A 20883-nucleotide genomic window follows, 5' to 3' on the forward strand; every position below is an offset into this window, starting at 1 on the left:
CTATAAAAACCTAGTTCACTTTAATTTCGTTACCGCGTACATAACCGTCGACATAATGTTCCAGTTGTGCCAGTGCCCATTCAATATCGGCCTGAGTCGCGGTAAGTTCATGTATACGGTTAAATACTGCCAGAATTTCTGCCAATGGATAATGTTTTTCGACAGAACGCAGAATACGCGTATGCGCGGTAATTTCCGTATTTTCTTCGTCAATCAGCAGCTCTTCATACAGCTTCTCGCCCGGACGTAATCCGCTATATTGAATTTCAATATCACCATTTGGATTTTGTTCTTCTCGAACCTTGAGTCCGCTCAGCGCAACCATTTGTCGTGCCAGATCCTGAATCCGTACCGGTTCGCCCATATCCAGCAGGAATACGTCTCCGCCCGTACCCAAAGCACCGGCCTGAATCACCAGTTGCGAAGCTTCCGGAATGGTCATAAAGAACCGGGTCACTTCCGGATGAGTCACGGTAATCGGTCCACCCTTGGCAATCTGCTGTTTAAACAGCGGCACCACCGAACCCGAAGAACCGAGTACATTGCCAAAGCGCACAATACTGATCTGGGTCTGGTTCTGGGCTTCTGCCATGGCCTGACAATACAGCTCGGCCATACGCTTGGTCGCTCCCATCACGTTGGTTGGACGTACGGCCTTATCGGTTGAAATTAACACAAAAGTTTCGACGCCTTTCTTCACCGCAGCATTCACACTAAAGGCGGTTCCGACGGCATTGTTTTTTAGCCCTGCCAGCGGATTACATTCCACTAGCGGGACATGTTTATAGGCGGCAGCATGGTAAACAGTCTGTACACCATATTGTTCAATTACCCGTTCCAGCTTGGATTCATCCAGTACAGAGCCCAGAATCGGAATAATTTCACAGCTAGCGCTAAGGCGTAACTCTTTTTCAATACTATACAGTGCGAATTCAGTCAGTTCATAAATAACCAGTTTGGCCGGCTGGTTTTTAATGATCTGGCGGCAGAGTTCTGAACCAATCGACCCGCCAGCGCCTGTCACCATCACCACTTTATCTTTAATGTTTCTGGCCAGCAGCTCCGGCACTGGCGGCACCGGATCACGCCCCAGCAAATCGATAATATCCACTTCCTGAATATCAGAAATTCGGATTTCACCATCCACCAGTTTGGTCAGCCCTGGAATCTCGGTAATTTTTAAATGTGCCGGTTCTAAAAACTTGATGATTTCACTTTTACGGACCCGCCCTACCGAAGGCAACGCAATCAGGATTTCATCAATTTTTTGCTTGCGCATGAGTTTTAAGGCAGTCTGTGCATCATAGACTTTAAGTCGACCCAGCTGCTGTCCCGCCAGCGAGCGTTTGTCGTCAATAAACATGATCGGCAAATGTTCATTGGAACGATACAGTGCAGCAGCAACCTGTTGACCGGCATGACCCGCACCATAAATCGCAATGCGTTTTTTCTGTACATCGGCCTGCAAGTAGGAACGGATAATAAAACGGATGATGCCCCGGCTAAACCAGATCCAGGCAAACATCATAAAGCCGAACATCAGAGGAATAGAGGTCGGAATAAATGCCGGGGTAAAATAAGCCAGGGCATAAAGACCAGCGACAGTCAATGCCGTCGCCAGCCCCATCTTGATCATAAACACTTCATTATAAGTACGGACAATAAAGCGATAGACCCCACACACGAATAGGGATACGACTGCAATTACACTGACCCAAACCGCACCAAAAGCCAGATTCGGTACCACTTCTGCGCCTAAATCAAAACGGCGAATGGCATAACACAGCCAGATCAAGACAGGAAAAGCACAAAAATCTAGAATAATTAAAAATGCAAGTTTGGCGGCTCGTGGTGATTCTACGAAAGGCGTAATGATCGATTTCACTGGATGCGTTGTCTCAATTCTAATAAATTTTTAATAAGTCACAATGCGATGAGTAACTTAAAAACATATTCTATATAAGTTAAATGCACCGAACACGGTGCACTTATATTCTTAAAGTTTAAGCAACTATTCTATTAATAACTTGTTGAATTGCGGTGACTGTTTTGTTAATACTTTCATCGCTTAAAGTAGGATGAACTAAAAACATCAGACTGGTTTCACCCAATTGCTGCGCATTTTTCAAACGCTGTGTCGGACGCCATGGCGTATCATCAAAAGCATGCTCGAGATAAACTTCTGAACAAGAGCCACTGAAACAAGGCACATTCTGTGCATTGATTTCCTGCATGATCCGGTTACGTGACCAACCTTCTGGTAAGATATCGATATTGACCTGGACATAACATTTATAAGCAGCGTGCACATAATCATCGGATGGGCGATGGACAGTAAAATAAGGACTGTCTGCAAATGCTGCATCAATTTTCTGCATATTGGCAAGGCGTTTTGCAGTCCATTCCGGCATTTTTTTCAGTTGAATACGGCCGATCACACCCTGCATTTCCATCATGCGCCAGTTGGTGCCAAAGGAGTCATGCAACCAGCGGAAACCCGGTGGATGCTGCTTGTTATAGATGCTGTCAAAGTTCTTGCCATGGTCTTTATAGGACCACATTTTTTTCCACAGCTCTTCATCATTGGTGGTGACCATACCGCCTTCGCCACCTGTGGTCATGATCTTGTCCTGACAGAAAGACCAGGCCGCGATATGACCAATTGAACCGGCCGATTTACCTTTATATTTCGCGCCATGCGCCTGTGCACAGTCTTCAATCACATACAGGCCTTTATCGGCAGCCAATTGCATGATCGGGTCCATGTCGCACATCCAGCCTGCCAGATGCACACAGATAATCGCTTTGGTATTTGGGGTAAGTACTGCTTCAATAGTTTGAGCAGAGATATTCTGTGAATCCAGTTCAACATCGGCGAAAATCGGATTTGCCCCAGCAGTCACAATCGAGCTAGCCGAGGCCAAGAAGGTGCGTGAGGTGACAATCACATCATCCCCTGCACCAATGCCTAATGCCTTAAGTGCAACATCCAGAGCAACTGTTCCATTGGCCAATGCCACTGCATATTTGGTTTCTGCAAACTGGGCAAATTCTTTTTCAAACTCACGGCATTCCTGTCCGGTCCAGTAGTTGACTTTATTCGACAATAAAACCCGGGAAACCGCATCCGCTTCTTGCTGGGTAAAACTTGGCCATGGTTCAAATGCAGTGTTTAACATGATGTTTCCTAATAGGGTTTAATACTATATAATGCTACTAGTACAAGATATAGTCTTAAAATTTATAATTTGAGAGAAAGCTGATATTTACAAAAACTATCGTTTCAAACTATAAATTCATAACAATAAAATAATATTTCAAAAAAATAACACTATGATGAGATATAAAAGTAATAATATTACTTTTATATCTCATACAATCTAAAATAAAGCTTTATAGTTCTGAAAGCTTTTTAATAACAACCTCATCATACATCATCATTAAAATATCATTTTCATAATTACCAATAGAAGCTAAATTCTGCTTATTACTTATATTATTTAATATTAATTTATAAAAATCCACACCTGCTCCAAAGGCATGTAAATAAGCCCCACCAAATCTTGGATTTATTTCAGATAAATAGTATTTACCATCCTTATAAAAGAAATCCATATCAAGAGGACCATAAAATTTGAAATTTGAAAGAATATTCTTTACTAATTCAAATAATTTATAATCTTTAAATGAAATAGTTTTACTAGCACCTCCAATTTTAGTTTCTAATTTTCTTTTCGAAAAAACCGAAACCACTTCACTAGAAATACAATCTACATAAACGTCTGCATCTATATCATCTCCTAACATTAATTCTTGAATTATATAATTATGCTTAATATTTTCTTTAAACCTATCCTTTAAATCAGTTAAATTTTCAATTCTTTCTGCGCCTACACTTGCACTTCCAGTTCTAGGTTTAATAAAAACAGGAAAGTTAATTTTACCTTTTTGCAGAGCTTGTTGAAAGGATTCAATATCTCCATAAGTTAATATCGTATCAATATTTTTCTCAGTTAAATACTGGAACATAAGAAATTTATCAAAGCATAATTTTGCTGTTGACTCATTAGGACATAAAGGCAAAACCCCGTGAGATAAAAATAATTTTCTATTCTTTGCAAGTAATTCGATTTCAGGGTCAATTAATGTTGTGATTGCTTTAACATTATGCTCTTTACAAAAATCTAAAAGAAAATCAATATAATTAGGATCATCAATCCGTGGAGCTAAATATCGTTGATCAGCAAAATTTAATGCTGGCGCATAAGGAGAATTATCAATTGCTAAAATATTTACATTTGGATATGTTTCTTTCAAATTTTTTAACAGCTTAGCGCGTCTACCTACACTACAAAAAAGAATATTCATTTACCTTCTTCCTCACTATAATCTTCTTTACACCCCCAAAGCAGAGCAAATGGCTCAGTTTCCATCTCTCGTTTAAAATCAATTAGTGAATCTAAGTATGAATATTTTTGAATATAACCTAACTCAGATTCAGTTTTACTTATATCAAGTTTAGCTAGTAAAGGATCTGGCTTTTCTGGTTTATAAATTTTTCTTGAAGGATTATTTAGTGGAGAAAAAACTTTTATAATTCCATCAATTTGTTCTTCTAAAGATACGGCCTTACCACCTACATTATACATTCCACCAGGCCCTTTACTTTCCAAACATTTTTGAATAATTTGTGTAAAATCCTTCACATAAACCATTTCTTTAGAACGACTGACGTCACCCCAAACTTCAATATCTTGAGAATTTATTGCTCGATTTATTAGCATTCTATAAGGCATCATCTGCTTTTTATAATTTGAAAAATGATATGGATTTGGGTGATAATGATAAATTGTAAAGAATCTAAGATGAAATCTTAAAAAACTATATGTGGCAGCATAATGATCAATTAAATCAACAGCAGCATTTTTAGCAATAGTATAAACAGAATGATCGCCAGTTAAAGGAAAAGTTTTTGGAGTATCTGCAAAAATCATTTCGGGCGTATTATGTTTCTCACATTGATCAAATGGTGTTTGTGGAAAAACCAATTTCTTTCCATTTGCACTAACCATATAATCTAAAACATTTAATGTCCCCTCAATAATAGTTGAAACTAATTTACTAGGAATATATTTATATCTTGAAGGAAGCTCACCTGCCAAATGCACTACCGCGTAAACATCATCAGGTAAGATTTTAAAATCTTCCTTATTTGTAATATCTACAGAGTAATACTTCATACCTTTTGATGAAAAGAATCCATTATCTGATTTTCTAGAACCAACAGCATGAACCTCATAACCTAAATCATTTAGATGTACTGAAGTATAAGCTCCTAAATTACCAGTTGCTCCAAACACTATTACTTTTTTTTTCACTTAAAAATACCCTCTACAAATTCGCGGTGTCATAGATATTAAAGAAGTCTTTAGCTATCCAATTTTTCCGTATTAAACTATATTGATTATCTTTTAAAAGATAAACGCTAGGGAAAAACCGAATAAATAGCGGAGAAAGAGTCATCGTATATGCCCCGACTGATCTAAAAATTATTTTATCACCAACCGAGAGTAATTGTTGATTATCTATTTTAAATAGTTTGTCATATTCTAAACAAGTTCCACCTGCTACTATTTGTGTATTTACAAATGATGAAACGGTATTATTCGACGATAACAAAGAATAAGAATAATTATTTTTTTTATAAAATGGATCAATATCATTACGTGATCCATCTATTGTAACAACATGAAAATCACGTATTTTTTTTACATCAATCACACTGGTTATAAAATCTAAACAAGATGCAACAATTGCATTACCTGGCTCAATAATCACAGTAGTTTTATTTAAATCAAAATAGAGTTCTAGCTTTTTTGCTATTGATGAAAAATACTCATTGAAAGTTGGCTTATTTTCCATGATTCCATAGTATCCTCCACCAATATCAATATAATCTAAATGTAAACCATATTCTTTAGCAATCCGACCTACATATTCACATATTTTATCGAAAGCAGAAATAGAGCGCGTAAGCGTCGTTCTATGAGCATGCAAACCATTTAGTTTAATATGTTTATACGCATTAATTTTATTGATTGCTTCTTTAAAATCACCACTCTCAACAGAAAAACCAAAACGACTATAGTCTTCATCTAATTTAGAGTCGTCAGGAGATATAGTAGCTAAATCAATATTAACACGTATACCAATATTAAATATTTCTTCTGTAGGCAACTCGCTCAACCACTCAATTTCAGCCTTAGTTTCAATATTAACTATTGCACCATTAATAATAGCCTCTAGGAAAGTTTCTTTAGATTTTAGAGGCCCATTATATATAATCTTATTAATATTAAATCCAATTAATCTAGCTAGCTCATATTCATCTTTAGAAACAACTTCAGCATAACCATTCGCTGCCATAACCTTATTTAAAATATAAGGTAATGAGTTTGTTTTTAAAGAATAGCTTAGTACGCTTTTCTTAAAATTAAGGAACAATGAATCCTTAATACTATTAATACTTTTTTCTAAAATCTCATTATCTAAAATATATGCTGGTGTAGTTAAACTTTTCATATTAATCCATAAAGTCTTCTGGTGTTACTGCTAATTCAATATCTGCGATATCCTTCCGCAATAAAACCTGTTGTGCCGTTTTCAACATAATTGAAATATCTGTCTTAAAAGAGATGTTCTCTACATACCAAATATCCATCTCAAATTTTTCTTTCCATGTTACTTGATTGCGACCATTTATCTGTGCCCAACCTGTAATACCAGGTTTAACGGAGTGCCTTTTTTTCTGCCTTTTTGTATAAAGGGGAAGATATTGCTCTAGTAAAGGCCTAGGACCAACAATTGACATATCCCCTTTTATGACATTTAGAAGTTGTGGTATTTCATCTAAGGAAGTCTTTCTTAATAAATTCCCAAAAGGTGTGATCCGCTCACCCATAGGAAGGAGATTTCCACTCTCATCTTTTTTATCATTCATGGTCTTGAATTTAATAATTTTAAAGATTTTTTCATCTTTTCCTGGGCGCAACTGTGTAAAAAAAGGGGAGCCCCTATTAGCAATAAGTAATAGAAATAAAATCAAAAAAAATAATGGGCTAAGTATAATAAAACCTATTAAAGCTATTATTAAATCTAATATTTTTTTACCAACTAGATGATACATTTTAAACAACACCCATAATACTTAACATATCTTTATTCACCTTACGAACATCGTATTTCTCTTCGACTATTTTACGTGAATAACTGCCCATTTTTACTATCTCACTTGAAGATAATTGAATAATTTTATCAATTTCCTTAATTAAACTTTGTACTGACTTTGGTTCTGCAAGATATCCATTCTTACCCACTTCTACCAACTGTCGACAGCCGGCAACATTAGTAGTAATAATAGGACGACCAACAGACATAGCTTCTAAAATAGACCTTGAGGTACCTTCACGATATGAAGGTAATATAAATACATGGCTATTAGTAATAGCAGGACGAACATCTTTTAGTTCTCCTAAATACTCAATAATTCCAGTATTAATCCATTCATCTAATTCTTCTTTTAAAATAGCTGTTGGATTTGTATCTAGCCCTCCACCCAACTGAAAAACTACTTTTTTGCCATATTTTTTCTTTAGTTCTCTAGCAGCCCCAATATACTCACGTATACCTTTATCACCAATAATTCGACCTAACATTAGGAATTTTAAAGATTGCTCTGAAGTGTAATCTTCCAAAATAGATATATCATAATCATAAAAACTCAGATCAACTCCTGAACCATTTACAATATTAATTTTCTCAGGATTAACAAGCTTCATATCTTCAAATAAATTTGCATCATCAGGATTTTGAAAAATTACCTTTTTAGAAAAAAATAATGAAATTTTATATAACACAAAAACAATTTTTTGTAATTTTGTTGTTTTGTATTTAGAGTCATCTAAACTAATAAAAATATAGCCTAAACCAGTAATAAGTGAGTAAATATTTTTTACTCCCAAAAATTTAGAAACTATAGCTCCATAAATAACAGGCTTAATAGTATAACTAAGCACATAATCTGGCTTAATCTGAAATATAAGCTTAGTTAGTGAAATTATACTAAGAAAATCAGAATAAATATTTAGACCTGTTCTATCTAATTTAATTTGATGATAAGCAACTCCTAAATTATCCAATTGTTCTCTAATAACTGTATTAGAGTTAATATTAGGAGCTGCAACATGAACATCAAAATATTTTTTTTGAAAATCCACAATTAGAGCTTTTCTAAAAATCATTAAAGAATCTGAGCTTGTAGCAATGATTAAAATTTTTTTCATCATTAATAAATCTTCGTAAATTTAAAATCTTAACTTGCGTAAAGAGTGAGAAATAATAACAGCTAAAAATATCCAAAAAAAACTAAATCTTAAACCATTATGAGTTAGTCCATATAATGCAATAGACAAAAAAGGAATAAATGAAATCAGATATTCTGCAAAAACAATTTTTCTTAAAAACCACAAAAATGAAATTAACCCAAATATTCCATAGCTAAATAATAAAGTTCCCCAAGTAGAGTGTATTTCACTTTCCGATAATATAGAATTCCATCTATCAAAAACTCCTTCTCCGCCACCAGTAAGTATAATTTCTGGATGATTGATAATACGATCATATCCTCTTCCACCGAGTGAATCATCACTAGCTTCACCAGTACTCCCTAACTTCTCTAAAACCACATAAAGTCTTTCATCATTTAAACTATAATCATTGATATAAAAAATTAAAATTAAAATTAAAAAAATAATAAATAAAAAAATCAAACTTCGAATATTTGTACATAATACATAAAAAATTAACAATAAAATAGAAAATATAGCAGCACTTGATAAAGATAATTGCACCAACCATAAACAACAAAAGATACCTAATATAAAAAAATAGATATTTAATAATTTTATTTTATAATAAAATACTAATATTGAAGCAGATATTAAGGCAAAATACCCTAACTGATTTGGATTATTAAACAATAAAGATGATCTAGCACTATCACTATTTAATAAAAAAGATACAAATACTTGCACAAGAAGAGAAATAATCAAATAAACTGGAAAACTCTTAAATAGTTCATCATTTTTATACAAAACTAAAGAGAATGAATATAAAATAAGGAAGTTAAATATTAAAAATAAATATGAAAAAAAAATTCCTGGATTAAGTAATATAAAAAACCAAACCAAATTTAGAAAAAGTGCATAAATTAAAAAAAAATAGAAAGGGTAAGTTACTCTAAAAAACAAGTTATATGTATTTCTATCAGTCATATAAAGTGAAATACAAAATAACAAGATAAAGAAGAAGCTTGATATTTGAACTCCTCCAGAAGGTAAAAAGTATATTGGAAACAAGAGTATAGACAGAAATACAACTGCTTTAACTAATAAAAAATTTGATAACTTAATTTCCATAACACTTACCTAAGCAACATCATAAAGTCACGCACCCATTTTAATATAATCCTTCTCAAATATTTTAAAGTAGAAAATAATATAAAAAATAAATAAGATATTATGCTTATATGACCCAGATTAAATAGCACTTTATATGAATCAATATTTCCTTTATACATTTTAAACATATTTGAACTTAAACCAGAGCTACCAAATATAGATTTATAATATATCGCTAATACTTCATTAATTTCTATAGCTTTATAATTACTACATATAATCTCACTCCATAAAAGAAAATCCTCAGAATATCTTTTATTAGCTTCAAATCTTTTATCAATATTATTTCTAATCATGACTGTTGATGTAGCAAATCTATTTTTTAGTAATTGCAATCTTTTATTTATAATTTTACAACCTATTTCATTATGAGATTCCTCTTTTTTTAAATATTCTTTTTTAGTTTGTATTGAATATAAGTGTCCGCATAATACTAAATCATTATCTAAGTAAAAATATTTAGACTGTATTTCAAGCTTATTATCCAACCAGCTATCATCAGAGTCTAAAAAAGCTATCAAGTCACCTGAAGCCTTTGACCAACCATAGTTTCTTGCTTCGCCAGCTCCTACATTTTTTTCTAATGAAAAGAATTTTATATCAATTATTTTTTTATTTTTATATTTTTCTACAATCTCCATAGCATAAATCTTTGATTCAAACAAACTCTTATCATCTACAATTATTATTTCCAATGGAAGCAAAGTTTGATTAAAAACAGATACTATTGCTCTCTCAATAGTATCTACTGAGTTATAAAAGGGTATAATAACACTTATAGAATGACTTAACATTATATATCCTTATAATATAAAGGGCTTTCAATTATATTCAATTTTGACATATTACTGAAATTTTCAACACTCAATAAATCTATATTTTCTCTTTCTATCTTCTCAATTAAAATCTTTGGATCCTCCAATACTAGATCCGTAATTTCTTTTTCCATACCAATAAAATCTAAAAATTCTGTACATTTTTCATGATATTCATACAAAAAAAATGGAATCTTATTTAAATAAGCAGTTATTGCACCATGCAATCGTACACTCACATAAAAATCTAGACTAGCAATTAAATTCCATGTTTCCTCAATACCTATCTTAGAATAATTTATAATTTTATGTGTAATATTATTTTCAGTTAAGATTTTAGAACAATACCTACAAAGTACATCATCACCATTATAAGGATTATCATTTAAGCATAGTAAATAAACTTCAAGTTCATTTTTTTTATTAAGTAAAATAGTAGTTTTTAAAAAATTCTCAACATATTTTTTTGAATCTTCAAAACTACCCAAATTACAAGGAGAAAATCCAAGTATAAAATTATTACTTTTTCTATTTAAAAATTGGGAATTTTTAAATATATCACACCCCAAGCCTGCTAGATCCCCTGCTAAAACTATCTTTGCATCTAAATTATATGAAGATAATCGTGCAAACGATTTTTTATCTCTTACAGCTATGTATTCATATAGCTTCAGCTTCTCTATATTATTTTTTTCTGCTGCTATACTTTTATATGGCCCTATTGAAACACCCATAGCATGAAGCTTATATCTATTATAATTTGCACTATATACAATATCTTTAATATTTACTCCATCATTAGAAAATAAAGAGCCACCTGAAAATATATAATAATCAGTATTAAATGTTGAGATAAAATAATTAACTAATCTTGATATTTTTCCCTTAAAATTAAATTGATTGTAATAAGCATTTAAAAATTTAAACTCTGAATAACTTAAGTTTCTATCTACATAGCTAGGACTAACAATCCTACATTCATTAGTTTTAAAATTTTTAGAAACTGTATGATATGTTAAGTAGGAAAATAAATCATCTCCATAATTTAGCATACCATAATAACCAGAAATTTTTATTTTACAGATATCAACCATATTAGAAACCATACTCATTCTTAATACATTTATAAAATGATAAAAGAATAAAAAATTCAACCAAGATCAATGCCATTATAGCACCATAAATCCCCCAATAAGAAACCAAAATAATACTTAAGATTATATTTGCAATTGCAGCCTTAGTCATTAATTTAGCCTTAATATCAATTAATTTCTCTGTATTCATTATTGATCCAGAATTTAAAGTAAAGTATTTCACAAAAACCAACAAAGATATAAAATAAAATATTTCTATTCTATCATCATACTTGGGTCCAAAAATATTTACAAAAAAATATTTAATAAAAATAAAATATAATATAATTATTGCAATTGATAAAACACCCCAAATAATTGTATTTTTAATATAAAAATTTTTTAATTTTATTTTATCTGTATTTGACCAGTTATAAATTTTTGGCATATATAATTTTTGAAAAAACAAACTAGGAATTAAGCAAAGTGCTGTTAAAAAAACTAATGCCAATCCTAAATACGCGACCTCCTCATAACCCTTCAGGAAGGTAACTATCATTATACTACTTTGCATATATATTAAATAAAATATACCTGTTAAACCATATGGAAATGCTGAACGAATTAAATCTATTTTGGACACATTTTCTGTATTTTTATTTTTATTATCAAAACTTAAAAATACACTTCCAGATCTCATCTTATGCAATGAATTTATAGAAAACACACACACTAATAAACCAGATAAAGCGTATGCTATCGAGATATTTAATATGCTTTTTTCAAAAAATAAAAATAAAAATAATATAAATGCTAGTTTTAAACTATTAGGAATTAATTGCCACAAAGAAAGCACTCTTACTTTATTTTCTATTTGCAATCTGCTTAGCATAAAACCATTTAATGATGTTCCTAACATATAAATAAAAAAGAAAGTATAAATAGCAAACATACTTAAATTTTTATTATTAACCCAACCCCATAATTGTAACAAAAAAAATACTGTTAATGAGCTATAGAATATAATTTCATACACCCCCTTAAGCCATCTTTTTGCACCCCCTCCCTCTACCATGTATACTCTTAACATAAAACTAGCTATGCCAAAACCTATAAACGGTGTTAGTAAGTTTATAATATTTAATATAGATATATAAATCCCATATTCTTTAAGAGAAAACTCTCTTGCTAAATAAGTTTGTATTAAAAGATTCGCCCCTGAACCTAATAACGTACCCAAAAGTAAGAGTCCAAGTTTTTCAATTTTAGCTTTCATTTTAATAATTTTTTACTATACCACGGCATTGTTTTATCAATACCCTGTGAAATTGAAAATTGAGGTATATACTCTAAAAGAGTTCTAATTTTTTCTATACTTGCCTGTGAATGTCGCACATCCCCAGCCCGAAAATCCCGATATACAGGCTCTTTCGTATAAGTCACACCATTTTCATTTAATGCAGCTTTAATGGCATTAAATAAATCATTTAGAGTCGTACGATCCCCTACTGCGACATTATAGACCTGATTTTTGGCTTCATCATTTTGTGTAGTTGCTGCCAGAATATTGGCCTGGACCGTGTTTTCAATAAAACAGAAATCACGACTGGTTTCACCATCACCATTAATGAAAACATCATCACCAGCAATCATGGCTGCTGTCCATTTTGGAATGACTGCAGCGTAGGCCCCATTCGGGTCCTGACGCTTGCCGAAGACATTGAAGTAACGCAAACCAATCGTTTTAAAGCCGTAAGTTCGAGCAAAGACTTCAGCATACAGCTCATTTACATATTTGGTGACCGCATAAGGCGAAAGTGGCTTGCCGATATTTTCTTCAACTTTAGGCAGTGCCGGATGGTCACCATAAGTTGAACTGCTGGCGGCATAGGTAAAACTTTTGACTTCTGCATCTCGTGCAGCTGTCAGCATATTTAAAAAGCCGGTAATATTGGCTGCATTGGTGGTAATCGGGTCGGCAATTGAACGGGGTACAGAACCTAAAGCTGCTTCATGCAAGACATAGTCCACTCCTGCACATGCTTTCTGGCAATCTGCAAAATTACGGATATCACCTTCATAAAACTTGAAGTTTTCCCATTGTTCAGGCTTGACCAGACTTTGCACTTCATCCAGATTATGCTGATGACCTGTGGCAAAATTGTCCAGACCCACCACATTTTGGTTCAGCTTTAACAGGGTTTCCAGTAAATTTGAGCCAATAAAGCCTGCTACACCGGTAATTAACCAGGTTTTTGGTGCTTGTTGTAATTGCTCGCATACAGTTTGATATTGGCTCATGTTTATGGTCCCTATAGATTACAGACGAAGGTCAGATTCAGATTGATCCAGTACATATTTCAGGTCATATAAAATATGTGCTGACTTGCCTAGGGCACGTAATTCTTCGGCACCCATGGCTTTAAACTGATCATGGGCAACGGCTAGAATCACCGCGTCATACTGCCCCTGTTCCAGATTGGAGACTGGAGTAATCCCGTATTCATGTTGAGCTTCGTTTGCGTCCACCCATGGGTCATACACATCTGCAGCAATATTGTATTCTGTCAGTTCATTAACAATATCAATAATTTTGGTGTTACGAATATCCGGGCAGTTTTCTTTAAAACTTAAGCCTAAAACCAGAACCTTGGCACCTTCGACCTGAATTTTTTTCTTAATCATGGCCTTAACCAGCTGGGTAACCACATAAGCCCCCATGCCATCATTTAAACGACGACCTGCCAGAATAATTTCAGGGTGATAACCGATAGACTGTGCTTTATGAGTCAAATAGTACGGATCGACACCAATACAGTGCCCTCCGACTAGACCTGGACGGAATGGCAAGAAATTCCATTTGGTACCGGCGGCCTGCAATACTGCTTCGGTATCAATTCCCATTTTATTAAAGATCACGGCCAGTTCATTAATCAGGGCAATGTTGACATCACGCTGAGTATTTTCAATTACTTTTGCCGCTTCAGCCACTTTAATGCTAGTCGCTTTATGCGTACCTGCCTCAATCACCAGGTTATACACCTGATCAACAAATTCAGCGACTTCAGGGGTAGAACCTGAGGTGATTTTCAGAATATTGGTCACTCGGTGCAATTTATCGCCCGGGTTAATTCGCTCCGGACTATAACCGGCAAAAAAGTCCTGATTGAACTTCAGACCTGATACCTGTTCCAGAACCGGAATACAGGTCTCTTCAGTTGCACCCGGATAGACAGTAGACTCATAAACCACCACATCGCCTTTTTTAAGCACCTGACCAATGCCGGTCGAAGCCTTAACAAGTGGCGTTAAATCTGGCTGTTTAAATTCATCAATAGGTGTAGGCACAGTCACGATAAAAAAGTTACAGCTTTTTAAATCTTCTAAATTTGCTGAATAACTGAGCTGATTTGCCTGTTTGAGTTCTTCTGGGGAAACTTCGAGGGTATGGTCTTGGCCACTTTTAAGTTCATCAATTCGTTTTTGGTAGATATCAAAACCGACCACAGGTACTTTTTTCCCAAATTCAACTGCAAGTGGCAAGCCCACATAACCTAGACCAATCACCGCAATTTTTAAATCTGCAATAGATAGCATTTCAACGCCTTATTAATGTACTGTACTTATGAAGATTCAATCTTTCGGCGCGCATACTAGCAGAAAAACATGAAAATTCTGTTGTGATTTAACACCAAAAAACAAAAAAAATAAGAAAATATTTAACTAAGCTTATAAAGGAATACTTTAAAAAAGATTTTATTGAGCAAATAGACTTTTATTGTGTTCATTCACTATTCAGTTAAAATCAGATACATTTTGTTATAATAAAATCAAAGTTCTCAGGTAGAATATCGCAGATTTAACGAATTAAATATTAAAAACGGGATTTCATGTGCGACAAATTCAACTGGCTTTTTTACTGACTTGCGGTCTCACTTTGACCGGCTGTGCAGTTACCTCTGGTCTGCAAACTTATGACCTACCAGCAGAAGGTGTTTATCAAACCGAACTTGGCACTTCAGTCAATGTGATTAAACTCACCCAGGACTCTATGCTGGCCGTTCAGCCTGCTGTACAAAATATTCAACAAGATTATGCCCATTTGTTTAGCACCCCGCATCGTAGCTACAGTCTGAGTCCGGGCGACATCCTGTCGATTTATTTGTGGGCTTATCCGGAAATGACTCCATCTTCTCCAAATGCAGCAAGTGAAGACTCTGCGCGTTCAATTGGCTATCAGATTGATTCTCAAGGTTATATCCAGTTTCCAATTATTGGCCGCTACAAGGCTGCAGGCAAATCCCTGACCCAAGTCAACCGTGAGTTGCGCAGTCAGTTGGCCCGTTATCTAAAAACTCCAGATGTCATTGTACGGGTTCTGTCCTATCAGGGTCAGCGCTACTCCGTTCAGGGCAATGTCATCAAAGGCGGTCAGTTTTATTTAAGCGATCAGCCGGTAAGTGTCTATACGGCCTTGGGCATGGCTGGTGGTGTAAATGCCCAACAGGGCAATAATGCTTCCATTACCTTGGTCCGTCAGGGACAGACCTATACCCTGAATACCGTAGAACTGGAAAAAGCAGGTTTTTCACTGCATAACTTGCTGATCCAGCCGAATGACACTTTATATGTGAACAATCGCGAAAATCAAAAAATCTATGTCATGGGTGAATCTGGCAAAAACCAGTCCTTGCCACTGCGCGATCAGGGGATGAGTTTAAGTGATGTATTAGGTGAAAGTTTGGGCCTAAATCCACTCTCTGCTAGCCGTAGCAAGATTTATATTGTGCGCAGTCAGCCAAATGCTGTGCACACTGAAGTTTATCACATGGACCTGAGCAGTATTGCCGACTTCGGTCTGGCCAACCAGTTCAAGATGCGCAGTAATGACATTGTCTATGTCGATGCTTCAGGTCTGGCACGCTGGCAACGTGTCGTAAACCAGGTGATTCCATTCTCGAATGCACTTTATAACCTGGATCGCTTGGGGCAATAATGCAGATTAAACATATTTTACTGGTCTGTATTGGCAATATCTGCCGTAGTCCTATGGCCGAATACTTTTTAAAACAACAGTATCCGCATTTAAAGATTGAATCTGCGGGTATTGCGGGCATGGTAGGACATGCAGCAGATGAAAAAGCCAGTCTGTGCATGCAAAGTTTGGGCATTGATATGAGTCCGCATGTCGCTCGAAAGCTGAATGCCGAGATGATTAAACAGGCCGATCTGGTTCTGGTGATGAGTCAAAACCAACAAAAACATCTGGAACAGACCTGGCCTTTTGCCAAAGGTAAAACCTTCCGTTTGGGGCACTGGCAAGCCAGGAATATCGCTGATCCCTATCAGCATGACCAAGCTGTATTTGATGATACCTGCCAGTTAATACAGAGCTGTATTTCCGACTGGAAAAAATATATTTAAATTTGAAATCAAGATTATGAGCCAAAATAGCAATACTGAAGATACGATAGACTTAAAAGAATTATTTTTTTCACTCATTGCCCAGTGGAAGCTGATTGCCCTGTGTGTCATCTTAAGCGTGATCTGCGCATTGCTTTATTTAAGAGTCACCCCGGACACCTATTCGGTCGATGCGCTGGTACAGGTCGAAGAGAATAAAGGAGCTTCTGCTGCCTTATTGGGTGATCTATCCAACATGATAGAGCAAAAGCAACCCGCTCAGGCAGAAATAGAACTCCTGAAATCACGTCTGGTGCTGGGTTCGGCCATTAAAGCCTTAAACCTCGATCTACGCATTGCTGGCACTGAAAACAGCTTTACCGACCGTTTACTATCACCACATGACTATCAGACTGAATACAGCAAAACATCTGTTCTGTTTAAGGACAATGGTAAATCCTTTGATATCCGTCAGTTTGAAGTGCCGGCTTATTTCCATGACAAAAATTTACGTCTAGACTTTCAGCCGGGCAAATACACTTTAACCGATCCGGTCACAGAACAGGTGGTATTCTCTGCGCCATTAAACCAGCGCAGTCAATTACAGTCCGAACATGGTGAATGGAAAGTTGCCATTTATAGCCAGGACCAGTTCAAGGCACCTTATCTTGTACGCAAGCAATCTCTGCCCGCTGCAGTAAAATCAATTCTCGCCAATTACTCGGTTGCAGAAAAGGGCAAAATGACCGGTGTATTAGGCCTGAATTATCAGGGCACGGATAAACAGCATATTACTGAGGTTCTCAATGCCATCCTGGCTGCCTATAGCCAGCAAAATATTGAACGTCGTTCTGCAGAAACGGCCCAGACACTCAAGTTTCTGGATGAACAGTTACCTGAATTGCGCCAGCAACTGGATGTAGCTGAGCGAGAATTCAATACTTTCCGTCAGCAATTCAATACGGTCGATGTCACCAAAGAGTCGGAACTGTATCTGACCCAAAGTATTAGCTTGGAAACCCAGAAAGCACAGCTCGAACAGCAAGTGGCTGAGGCTTCTGCCAAATACACCAATGAACATCCGGTGATGCAGCAGATGAATGCACAACTGGCTGCCATCAACAAAAGAATTAACGAGCTGGAAGGTACTTTAAAGCAATTGCCCGACCTGCAACGCCGATACTTGCAACTCTTCCGTGAAGTTGAAGTGAAACAGCAGCTCTATACTGCCCTGTTAAACTCTTATCAACAGCTACGAATTGCCAAAGCTGGTGAAATTGGTAATGTACGTGTAGTCGACACTGCTGTTGAACCATTAGAACCAATCAAACCGAAAAAACTGCAAATCCTGATTTTATCCATCTTCTTGGGCGGTTTCCTGGGAACCTTGCTGGCACTGCTACGCAACATGCTACGTTCAGGCATTAAGGATTCCAGTCAAATTGAAAATGAACTAGATTTGCCGGTATATGCGACGGTACCTCGCTCACCTGCACAAAATGGCTATATCAAGCTGGCCAAGAAGAAAAAATATATTCCTATTCTGGCAGTTAAAAACAGTGATGATATTGCGATTGAGAGTTTGCGTAGTATGCGTACTGCCATTCACTTTGCCTTAAGCAATGCACGGAACAATATTGTGATGATTTCTGGGCCTGCACCAGAAGTGGGTAAATCTTTTATCTCGACCAATCTGGCTGCAATTTTGGCACAAAGCCAGAAACGTGTGCTTTTGATTGATGCAGACTTACGTCGCGGTTATATCCATAAATACTTTAATCAAAATCATCAGCCTGGTTTAGCCGAGTATTTAAATAAACAGGCTACTTTAAATGAAGTGATCAAAGCCACAGATATTCTAGGATTAGATCTATTGACTCGGGGTAAAAGCCCGGTGAATCCATCCGAGTTACTCAGTACTCCATTATTTGGGGAAATGCTGACTCAGTTATCCAGTCAATATGATCATATCCTGATTGATACTTCACCTATTCTTGCAGTGACTGACGGGATTATCATCTCGCAACATGCAGGTGTGAATTTGTTGATTGCACGTTATGCACAGACTCAGATGAAAGAGCTGGAATTAACCGTCAATCGCTTTGAACAGGCTGGCGTCAAGGTCAATGGCGTGATCTTGAATGATATTCAGCGTTCAAGTGCAGGTTATGGCTATGGCTATGGCTATGGCTATAATTATGCCTATGCCTATAAAGCTTCAAAAGACAAGGATTGAGCTAGCACAGATAAAAAATTGCTATCAAGGGAATATCAACACTATAGCGCTTCAAACAGATTTGGAATCATTCAATCAATTTAAATCTGTTTGAAGCTTTTTTATATTTTTCTAAGTAGTGAATATCATTGTATCCAGAACAGCCGCACACATCATTTGATTCCTCACGTACAATATCGCCTTGAAACCCAATCATTATTGATTAGGAAATACATGCTTCAACCAGCGTCAGCAATAATCAATTTTTTGATCACATTATTTTACTTCTTTTGTAAATAAAGGAGTTTCAGGCATGTTTTTTCCCGAAAACCGCGCAGCACCGACTTCCTGATTAGGAGCATTAATTCCCTCTTGGCTCAACATCACTTGAGCTGTTTTAAACATGATTTTAAAATCTAACCACATATTATGCTGTTCAACATATTGTACATCTAATGCAAATTTTTCTTCCCAGGATAAATTATTGCGTCCACTCACCTGAGCAAGCCCTGTCATACCAGGTTTAACGTCATGCCGTCGTATTTGTTCATCAGTATAATGCTCTAGAAATTCTTTCATTTGAGGCCGAGGCCCAACAATACTCATATCTCCTTTCAAAACATTAATCAGCTGTGGCATTTCATCTAAACTGCTAGAGCGTAACTTTTGTCCAAATGCAGTGATACGAAATTTATCAGGTAAAGGATTACCCTCTTTATCTACGGCATTCCGCATAGAACGAAATTTAATCATTCTAAATAATTTACCATTTTCACCAGGTCGTTCTTGGTAAAAGAAAATAGGCGAACCCAAATTTTTTCGTACTTTATAAGCGATGATAATAAAAACCGGGAATAATATAAGCAAAGCCATGAATGCAATCACTATATCAACCACCCGCTTAGATACCTCCCCTTTATTCCTCATTAAATCAGCAATAGAATAAAAATAAATTTGAGGCGTGAAAGATTCTTTTGATATCCAATTATCTTTATGCACAAAATGTCTAGATTTTATTTTACCCATTCTATCTAATTGATCTTTTTTTGAAGAAAATTTTATTATTTTACTTTTACACTCTCCTTTATTTTTAGAATATTTTTTTAATATGATAGTATTTTTTCTATCAGATAAAGGCTTATATATTAAAATAGTATTTTCTTCATTATTTTTGATCTTAGCTTTTTCTTTTTTTAGATACATTAATAAACACCTCGATATATCTATTTTTATTAATCATATCAAGGGTTTCATTTCTTAAGTAGCAATATATCTTAGATGGAATTATCGACCTAAAAATAATCTTATATTAGTATTTTTTTATTAAAACCTTAATTTAAATATTATAAATGAAAATTTATTTGATATTGCAATAAAATCTTTGTTCTCCTATCAATAAAATAAGCTATTTCGTGAATGATTAGCACTTCATAGTATCCAGTAAATATCCTCAATAAATATAGAAAAGTAGCGGTAATTTTTTTAAATAAAAATTCATAAAATACAACACAGCTCACACTAAAAAAAATGTGACAAAATGTAATTTAACAAAGAAGACTGTGATTAAAGTCACCAATTGACTCCATATTTTGACTACATCAAAAACGTCAAGAGACTGATTTAGCAAGTGTATAGCATTAACAAGTACCTGAAATTTTTCTATATAACTGAAAAACTTATATTTTTAATATTTGTATCAAATATGTCATTTTTACTATTAGCAATTATCCCTAGACTGATGTTTGTATGCTTTCATACATCTGCATAAAAATAGATTTTATTTAAATCTTGTGAGTTATTTGCTTGAATAGAAGAAGAACGAGGAGTTGGCTGAACTAAATTATAGCTACAAGCTAAAT

General features: G+C 35.0%; 17 protein-coding genes. 3 read left to right on the plus strand and 14 right to left on the minus strand.

Annotation, left to right across the window (positions count from 1 at the left end; genetic code table 11):
- Positions 1-10: 10 nt before the first annotated feature.
- The 13 genes from J7649_RS09975 to tviB form a co-directional block, all read right to left on the minus strand.
- Positions 11-1885, minus strand: coding sequence for a polysaccharide biosynthesis protein (locus J7649_RS09975; RefSeq protein WP_219307758.1), 1875 nt, complete (start codon positions 1883-1885; stop codon positions 11-13).
- Between the two features lie 118 nt (positions 1886-2003).
- Positions 2004-3179, minus strand: coding sequence for a DegT/DnrJ/EryC1/StrS family aminotransferase (locus tag J7649_RS09980; protein WP_219307760.1), 1176 nt, complete (start codon positions 3177-3179; stop codon positions 2004-2006).
- Between the two features lie 214 nt (positions 3180-3393).
- Complete coding sequence (locus J7649_RS09985; protein WP_219307762.1) at positions 3394-4368, minus strand: ATP-grasp domain-containing protein; 975 nt, start codon at positions 4366-4368, stop codon at positions 3394-3396.
- Positions 4365-5378, minus strand: a complete 1014-nt coding sequence (locus tag J7649_RS09990; protein ID WP_219307764.1) for an NAD-dependent epimerase/dehydratase family protein — start codon at positions 5376-5378, stop codon at positions 4365-4367. The genes J7649_RS09985 and J7649_RS09990 overlap by 4 nt, the downstream gene beginning before the upstream one ends.
- 13 nt (positions 5379-5391) lie before the next feature.
- Positions 5392-6582, minus strand: coding sequence for a type III PLP-dependent enzyme domain-containing protein (locus tag J7649_RS09995; protein WP_219307766.1), 1191 nt, complete (start codon positions 6580-6582; stop codon positions 5392-5394).
- 1 nt (position 6583) lies between these two features.
- On the minus strand, positions 6584-7186 hold the full coding sequence (locus J7649_RS10000) for a sugar transferase (protein ID WP_219307768.1): 603 nt from the start codon (positions 7184-7186) through the stop codon (positions 6584-6586).
- Position 7187: 1 nt separating this feature from the next.
- Positions 7188-8345 carry a glycosyltransferase family 4 protein gene (locus J7649_RS10005; protein ID WP_219307769.1) on the minus strand — a complete coding sequence of 386 codons (1158 nt, stop codon included), beginning with the start codon at positions 8343-8345 and terminating at the stop codon, positions 7188-7190.
- A gap of 18 nt (positions 8346-8363) precedes the next feature.
- Entirely contained in the window at positions 8364-9476 is a 1113-nt protein-coding gene (locus J7649_RS10010; protein ID WP_219307771.1) for a hypothetical protein, read from the minus strand.
- Between the two features lie 5 nt (positions 9477-9481).
- Positions 9482-10312 (minus strand): glycosyltransferase family 2 protein, encoded by an 831-nt coding sequence (locus tag J7649_RS10015; protein ID WP_219307774.1) that lies wholly within the window; start codon positions 10310-10312, stop codon positions 9482-9484.
- A complete protein-coding gene (locus J7649_RS10020) occupies positions 10312-11445 on the minus strand; it encodes a polysaccharide pyruvyl transferase family protein (RefSeq protein ID WP_219307776.1) in 1134 nt (377 codons plus the stop codon). Before J7649_RS10020 ends, J7649_RS10015 begins: the two co-directional genes overlap by 1 nt.
- Complete coding sequence (locus J7649_RS10025) at positions 11429-12682, minus strand: oligosaccharide flippase family protein (RefSeq protein ID WP_219307778.1); 1254 nt, start codon at positions 12680-12682, stop codon at positions 11429-11431. The genes J7649_RS10020 and J7649_RS10025 overlap by 17 nt, the downstream gene beginning before the upstream one ends.
- The gene (locus J7649_RS10030) at positions 12679-13707 is read right to left on the minus strand and encodes an NAD-dependent epimerase/dehydratase family protein (protein ID WP_219307780.1); all 1029 of its coding nucleotides are present in this window, start codon (positions 13705-13707) and stop codon (positions 12679-12681) included. Before J7649_RS10030 ends, J7649_RS10025 begins: the two co-directional genes overlap by 4 nt.
- Positions 13708-13725: 18 nt before the next feature.
- On the minus strand, positions 13726-15003 hold the full coding sequence (gene tviB, locus J7649_RS10035; protein WP_219307782.1) for a Vi polysaccharide biosynthesis UDP-N-acetylglucosamine C-6 dehydrogenase TviB: 1278 nt from the start codon (positions 15001-15003) through the stop codon (positions 13726-13728).
- Positions 15004-15298: 295 nt separating this feature from the next.
- On the opposite strand from tviB, the gene J7649_RS10040 reads away from it, so the two are divergent.
- Genes J7649_RS10040 through J7649_RS10050 form a run of 3 tightly spaced genes read left to right on the plus strand, consistent with a single transcriptional unit; the run spans position 15299 to position 19045 of the window.
- Positions 15299-16402: a polysaccharide biosynthesis/export family protein gene (locus tag J7649_RS10040; protein ID WP_219307784.1), complete on the plus strand. Its 1104-nt coding sequence runs from the start codon at positions 15299-15301 to the stop codon at positions 16400-16402.
- Positions 16402-16830, plus strand: a complete 429-nt coding sequence (locus tag J7649_RS10045; protein ID WP_219307786.1) for a low molecular weight protein-tyrosine-phosphatase — start codon at positions 16402-16404, stop codon at positions 16828-16830. The genes J7649_RS10040 and J7649_RS10045 overlap by 1 nt, the downstream gene beginning before the upstream one ends.
- A 16-nt stretch (positions 16831-16846) precedes the next feature.
- Positions 16847-19045: a polysaccharide biosynthesis tyrosine autokinase gene (locus J7649_RS10050; protein ID WP_219307788.1), complete on the plus strand. Its 2199-nt coding sequence runs from the start codon at positions 16847-16849 to the stop codon at positions 19043-19045.
- Positions 19046-19300: 255 nt separating this feature from the next.
- Here J7649_RS10050 and J7649_RS10055 read toward each other — a convergent pair whose 3' ends face one another.
- The gene (locus J7649_RS10055) at positions 19301-19951 is read right to left on the minus strand and encodes a sugar transferase (RefSeq protein ID WP_228738677.1); all 651 of its coding nucleotides are present in this window, start codon (positions 19949-19951) and stop codon (positions 19301-19303) included.
- Positions 19952-20883 lie beyond the last annotated feature (932 nt).

The organism is Acinetobacter lwoffii, from assembly GCF_019343495.1.
GTDB lineage: Bacteria > Pseudomonadota > Gammaproteobacteria > Pseudomonadales > Moraxellaceae > Acinetobacter > Acinetobacter lwoffii_P.

Excerpts from the sequence above, each read along its gene's own strand:
- J7649_RS09980 (WP_219307760.1), bottom strand. The coding sequence starts at position 3,179 with ATGTTAAACACTGCATTTGAACCATGGCCAAGTTTTACCCAGCAAGAA.
- J7649_RS09985 (WP_219307762.1), bottom strand. The coding sequence starts at position 4,368 with ATGAATATTCTTTTTTGTAGTGTAGGTAGACGCGCTAAGCTGTTAAAA.
- J7649_RS09995 (WP_219307766.1), bottom strand. The coding sequence starts at position 6,582 with ATGAAAAGTTTAACTACACCAGCATATATTTTAGATAATGAGATTTTA.
- J7649_RS10000 (WP_219307768.1), bottom strand. The coding sequence starts at position 7,186 with ATGTATCATCTAGTTGGTAAAAAAATATTAGATTTAATAATAGCTTTA.
- J7649_RS10005 (WP_219307769.1), bottom strand. The coding sequence starts at position 8,345 with ATGATGAAAAAAATTTTAATCATTGCTACAAGCTCAGATTCTTTAATG.
- J7649_RS10010 (WP_219307771.1), bottom strand. The coding sequence starts at position 9,476 with ATGGAAATTAAGTTATCAAATTTTTTATTAGTTAAAGCAGTTGTATTT.
- J7649_RS10015 (WP_219307774.1), bottom strand. The coding sequence starts at position 10,312 with ATGTTAAGTCATTCTATAAGTGTTATTATACCCTTTTATAACTCAGTA.
- J7649_RS10020 (WP_219307776.1), bottom strand. The coding sequence starts at position 11,445 with ATGAGTATGGTTTCTAATATGGTTGATATCTGTAAAATAAAAATTTCT.
- J7649_RS10025 (WP_219307778.1), bottom strand. The coding sequence starts at position 12,682 with ATGAAAGCTAAAATTGAAAAACTTGGACTCTTACTTTTGGGTACGTTA.
- J7649_RS10030 (WP_219307780.1), bottom strand. The coding sequence starts at position 13,707 with ATGAGCCAATATCAAACTGTATGCGAGCAATTACAACAAGCACCAAAA.
- tviB (WP_219307782.1), bottom strand. The coding sequence starts at position 15,003 with ATGCTATCTATTGCAGATTTAAAAATTGCGGTGATTGGTCTAGGTTAT.
- J7649_RS10045 (WP_219307786.1), top strand. The coding sequence starts at position 16,402 with ATGCAGATTAAACATATTTTACTGGTCTGTATTGGCAATATCTGCCGT.
- J7649_RS10050 (WP_219307788.1), top strand. The coding sequence starts at position 16,847 with ATGAGCCAAAATAGCAATACTGAAGATACGATAGACTTAAAAGAATTA.
- J7649_RS10055 (WP_228738677.1), bottom strand. The coding sequence starts at position 19,951 with ATGAGGAATAAAGGGGAGGTATCTAAGCGGGTGGTTGATATAGTGATT.